This is a genomic window from Actinomadura sp. CNU-125 (assembly GCF_001942465.1).
Taxonomy (GTDB): Bacteria; Actinomycetota; Actinomycetes; order Streptosporangiales; family Streptosporangiaceae; genus Spirillospora.
Map to the genome: position 1 here is coordinate 1 of NZ_MKJY01000342.1, position 4,666 is coordinate 4,666.

The 4,666-nt window shown below is 75.0% G+C and carries 5 protein-coding genes and 1 pseudogene; 2 read left to right on the forward strand and 4 right to left on the reverse strand.

Going from position 1 to position 4,666, the window contains the following annotated elements:
- The first annotated feature begins 472 nt into the window (after positions 1-472).
- Entirely contained in the window at positions 473-1,243 is a 771-nt protein-coding gene (locus BJF79_RS32460; protein WP_075903191.1) for a hypothetical protein, read from the forward strand.
- 47 nt (positions 1,244-1,290) lie between these two features.
- On the opposite strand, the pseudogene BJF79_RS32465 reads toward BJF79_RS32460, so the two are convergent.
- Positions 1,291-1,693, reverse strand: a pseudogene (locus tag BJF79_RS32465) (hypothetical protein).
- A 100-nt stretch (positions 1,694-1,793) separates the two neighbouring features.
- Positions 1,794-2,159, reverse strand: a complete 366-nt coding sequence (locus BJF79_RS32470) for a hypothetical protein (protein ID WP_075903193.1) — start codon at positions 2,157-2,159, stop codon at positions 1,794-1,796.
- Positions 2,160-2,204: 45 nt separating this feature from the next.
- Here BJF79_RS32470 and BJF79_RS32475 point away from each other — a divergent pair, with 45 nt between their 5' ends.
- On the forward strand, positions 2,205-2,951 hold the full coding sequence (locus BJF79_RS32475) for a histidine phosphatase family protein (protein ID WP_075903195.1): 747 nt from the start codon (positions 2,205-2,207) through the stop codon (positions 2,949-2,951).
- A gap of 71 nt (positions 2,952-3,022) precedes the next feature.
- On the opposite strand, the gene BJF79_RS62600 is transcribed toward BJF79_RS32475, so the two are convergent.
- Together BJF79_RS62600 and BJF79_RS62605 are read right to left on the reverse strand one after the other, a co-directional pair.
- Positions 3,023-3,634 carry a helix-turn-helix domain-containing protein gene (locus tag BJF79_RS62600; protein WP_262402865.1) on the reverse strand — a complete coding sequence of 204 codons (612 nt, stop codon included), beginning with the start codon at positions 3,632-3,634 and terminating at the stop codon, positions 3,023-3,025.
- On the reverse strand, positions 3,589-4,443 hold the full coding sequence (locus BJF79_RS62605) for a GAF domain-containing protein (protein WP_262402866.1): 855 nt from the start codon (positions 4,441-4,443) through the stop codon (positions 3,589-3,591). The genes BJF79_RS62600 and BJF79_RS62605 overlap by 46 nt, the downstream gene beginning before the upstream one ends.
- Between the last annotated feature and the right edge of the window lie 223 nt (positions 4,444-4,666).

The window sequence follows — 4,666 nt, forward strand, 5'->3', positions numbered from 1 at the left end:
GCGCGCGGGCGAGCGGGACGAGCGAGGTCTTGCCGGTGCCGGGCGTGCGGCGAGGACGGCCGCGCCGTGTTCGGCGAGCGCGGCACGCAGGTCCGGGACGGCGCGGTGAACGGGCAGGCGTTCGGCCGCGGCGAGGCGGTCGTCGGTCACCGCACCAGTGTGCCCGGATCGCTGCGGCGCCGCGTCGGCGGTGCCGCAGCGTGATCACCCGTGTGAGAAATGCCACGAAATCGAAAAGGACCCCGTGCGTTGCGGTGATAGTTGCACCGACCCTTTCGAGATTGGTCGAGGAGAAGTCAAAGTTCGTCCTCGGAACCACCAGCTCGGTGGATACGAAAGGGCAGGTGAGCAACGCTTTGGGAGGGCGGAGCGTGGCTTTACCGTTTGACATACGTCACCACTGTAAGTGTGGCGACATTCCGCCGGGTATCCGCATAATGAGGTCATAGTCGCAGGATGCCAGGAGGTTGGGATGTTCGGCAGCTCCATCTATCTGCGGGACCGTCCCGCGCTCACCGGGGACTCGCCCCAGGCCCTCTACGACGATCTGTGGCAGCGCGACCAGAAAAAGCGGCTGCGGACCCGCGCCATTCTAGCGGGCGGGACGCTGCTCGCGGCCGGCCTGCTGGTCAACAGCATTTTCGGAATCGCGCTCGCACTCCTGGTCGCCGCAGCGGACACGTTCGTCCATTGGCGTATTCACCACGCTTCGCTCGTCTGGCGGCTCGGACTGCGCGGCGATGAGCGGATGGGACGGCTGCTGCGGCTCACCCGGGAACGCCGCGGCCACCGGGTCCTGTACGGGCGCTCGGTGCCCGGGCACGGCACCGCCGACCAGCTCATCATCGGCTCGGACGGCCTGTGGCTGGTGCACAACGAGGCGTGGCACCCCGACACCGAGCTGTTCCACCACAAGGGTCGGCTGTTCGTCGACGGGCGCTCCGAGACCAAGCTCGTCCGGGAGATCACCGAGCGGGCCGCGACCGCCGCGGACCTGATCTCCGAGAGCGCCGGAACCCCCGTGAAGGTGCGCGCGCTGCTGGCCGTGCACTGCGGCGAACTGCCCCGCCGGACGCAGCTGTTCAGCGCGGACGGCATCGTGTTCGGCACCCCGCTGTGGCTCCTGTGGTACATGCACCGCAACCCGTCCGCCGCCTACACCTCCGACGAGATGGACGCGATCATGCGCGCGGCCGTGTTCGCCCTCCCGATGGGCGGGCGGCAGATGGCGCCCGCGGCCTGATCCGGGACGCGTCCGTGCCGCCCCTCGAACACCTGCGGCCGGTGCTGTCAGGCACCGCCCGCAGGGCGCCCACCGTCCGCCCGGGTCCCGCCGCCCCGGCGGGCGGTGCGGCGCAACCACAGCAGGCCCAGCACCGGCAGCACCAGCGGCACGAACCCGTAGCCGCGCCCGTACCCGGACCAGACGGTCTCGTCGGGGAACGCCGCGGGATCGGCGAGGCTGAGCGTCCCCACCACCAGCACGCCGACGAGCTCGACCGAGCAGGCCGCCACCGCGACGCGGAACGAGGTGCGCCCGCCGAGCGCCAGCGCCACCGTCGCCAGGACGTAGACGGCGGCGGCGACCGCCGACAGCGCGTACGCGACCGGCGCCTCGGCGAAGTCCTCGGCGATCTGCACCCCGGCCCGGGCCCGGCGGCAGCGCGAAGATCGCGTAGACGGCGACCAGCATCCGTCCCGGCCCGCCCCCGGTACGGCCCGCGCGGGCTTCGGCGCCGGCGCGGGCGCCGTCGTCCGCGCGGGCTCCGGGCCGGACGTCCCCGGTCTCGGCCTCAGGCAACGGTCCCGCTCCACAGCTGGTTCATCCTGACGACCATCACCGCGACGCCCAGCCCGGCGACCACGAGCACCCCCGGCCCCCACCGGGTGCGCTCCAGCAGTCCCCATCCGGCCCCCGCCGCCGGGAGCAGCAGGATCGCGATCAGGTAGCCCACGAAAGTCGTCGCGGGGTCGGGCCCCTCCCCGCCGCCGAGCTTGACGAACCCGACGACGGCCTGCGCGATCAGCAGGAGTTCCAAAATCCCGAGCACCACGAGGTGGCCGACGCTCATCGGCCGGTCCCGCACCGTGGTGACCAGCGCGTACCCGGCCGTCAGCAGGGCCGTCACGATCACCGCGGTCGCCAGCACGTTCGTCACGCGAAAAGAGTACTACCGCCTGTAGAGCACGCCGTCCGTGGCAGCATGACGGGCGTGAAAGCGCTGCAGTGGCTGAACCTGACCCGGCACGGCGAGAGCACCGGCAACGTGGCCTGGCGGGAGGCGGAACGCGCGGGCGCCGAGGACGCCGGCATCCCCGAGCGGGACGCCGACATCCCGCTGTCGGACCTCGGCCGCGCCCAGGCCGAGACCCTCGGCCGCCGCCTCGCCGCACTCCCCCCGGACGAGCGCCCCACCATGGTCGTCTCGTCCCCCTACCTGCGGGCGCTCGACACCGCCCGGATCGCGCTCGGGCAGACGACCTGGGCCGCGCCCGCCGCCCCGGACGGGCTGCGCCTGCGCGTGGACGAACGGCTCCGCGACCGCGAGCAGGGCGTCCTGCAGGGCTTCACCGCCCGCGGGGTGCGGCGCCGGTTCCCGGCCGAGGCCGAGCGGGCGCGGCGGCTCGGCAAGTTCTACCACCGCCCGCCCGGCGGTGAATCGTGGGCCGACCTCGCGCTGCGGCTGCGCAGCTTCTACCGCGACCTGGCGGCCGACGCCCCCGGCGGCCGCGTCCTGGTCGTGACGCACGACGCGATCGTCGTCATGACCCGCTACCTGGTGGAGGAGCTGACGGAGGCGGAGATCATGCAGATCGAGAAGGAGCCGATCGGCAACTGCTCGCTGACCCGCTGGCAGGGAGACGGCGGCGGCGCCCTGCGCGCCGTCTGCTACAACGACCGCACCCACCTGACCGGCCCCGGCGCCCCCGCCGACCCCGGCGAGGACTGACGGGCCCGGCGCCCCGGCGAGGACTGACGGGCCCGGCGCCCCGGCCGAGACGACGGGACGGCCGGCCCGGCTCAGAGGTCGTCGTCGCTGAGGAGCCGGTCGCTGCGGGTGGTGACGGCGGCGCGGCGCGGGTCGCCCGGGGGCAGCACCGCCCCGAGCCGCTCCAGCGCCTCCAGGTCGCCGCGCCCCGGTTCCGTCTGCGCGTACGCCCACAGCGCCTCGGCGCCGCCCCGGTCGAGGGCCTGCCGCCGCATCAGCACCGCCAGCTCGTCGCGCTCGGCGCGGACCGCGGGCGCGTCCGAACGCGGCAGCAGCTCCCCCGCGTACAGCCGCGCGGCGGCCGGGACGTCCCCCTCGTCCAGCAGCCGCCGGACGGTCCGGAAGTCGGCGTCGACCGCGCAGTCGAGCCGGTACGGACGGGCCCGGACGAGCCCGCCGAGCCGGTCGCGGAGCCGGTGGATCTCCGCGCGGACGGTGCCCGGGGTGCCCTCGTCCCCGTACAGCAGCCACGACAGCCGGTCGCCGCTCAATCCCTGCGGGTGCAGCGCCAGCAGCGCGAGGATCTCGGCGTGCCGCAGCGACAGCGGCACCGGCCGTCCGTCCAGCCGGGCCACCGGCGGGTCGGCGCCCAGCAGCGTCAGCGCCAGCAGCGGGCCGCTCTCCCCCGTCCGGGACGCCGGCACGGCGGGGCTCGCGGGACCGGCGGCCGCGCCCCCGGCCCGCGGGCGCAGCAGGTACACCTCCCCGAGCGGCTCGGCGAACATGGCCCGGCCGGCGGCAGCGTGATCGTCGAGGGTTCGGGGACCTGCAGCCGCCGCCCGCGCCACCCGTCCGGGCCGCCCGCCAGGATCCGCCCGGTCGCGGTGACCAGCGTCGCGGCGCCGCTCCCGGCGCCGCCCGCGCCGGTGCCGCCCAGTCCGGTCAGGTGCGGCAGGTAGCGCTCGCGGAGCCGCTCGTCCCGCCGCTGCATCGCCAGCTCCAGCCGCGCCTCGGCGAGCCGCGCCGCGGTCGCGACGAGCGCGGTCATCGCCGGGTGCAGCCGGTCGGCGGTCGCACTGACGTCGACGCACCCGATCACCCGTCCGGTGTCGGGGTCGACGACCGGCGCCCCCGCGCACGACCAGCCCCGCAGGACGTGCGCGACGTGCTCGGCCGCGTACACGTGCTCGGGCCGCCCCTCGGCGAGCGCCGTGCCGATGCCGTTGGTGCCGACCTCGTCCTCGGCCCAGCAGAACCCCTCCAGCAGCCCGATCCGCTCGGCCGCGCGCCGCGTCCGCCGCGGCCCCTGCGTCCACAGCGCCCGGCCCGCCTCGTCGGTGATCACCAGCAGGTGCTCGGTCTCGTCGGCGACGCCGCGCAGCAGCTCGCGCAGCAGCGGCAGGTGCGGCGCGAGGCGGGTGGGCGGCGCGGGCGCGGCGAGGACGTCGCGGTCGAGCACATCGGGGCGGACGGCACCCCGGCGTCCACGCCCGCGTCCCGCGCGCGCCGCCACGATTCGGCTATCGGCGGCCGCGGGCCGGCCGGTCGCTCCTTGGTCATCATCGGCAGGCTCCCCCCGGAGGACACATAGGGGTTTGAGGATCGGCCGATTCGGGAGGCGCCGCAACCGGTTCGGGGGAACCGGCAGACCGTTTTTCGCAACGCAGAGTGATCGGACGGTCGCAACGTGCATGCAACGTGCGGCGCCCTACCGTACCGAACGCCGGGAGCCGAGG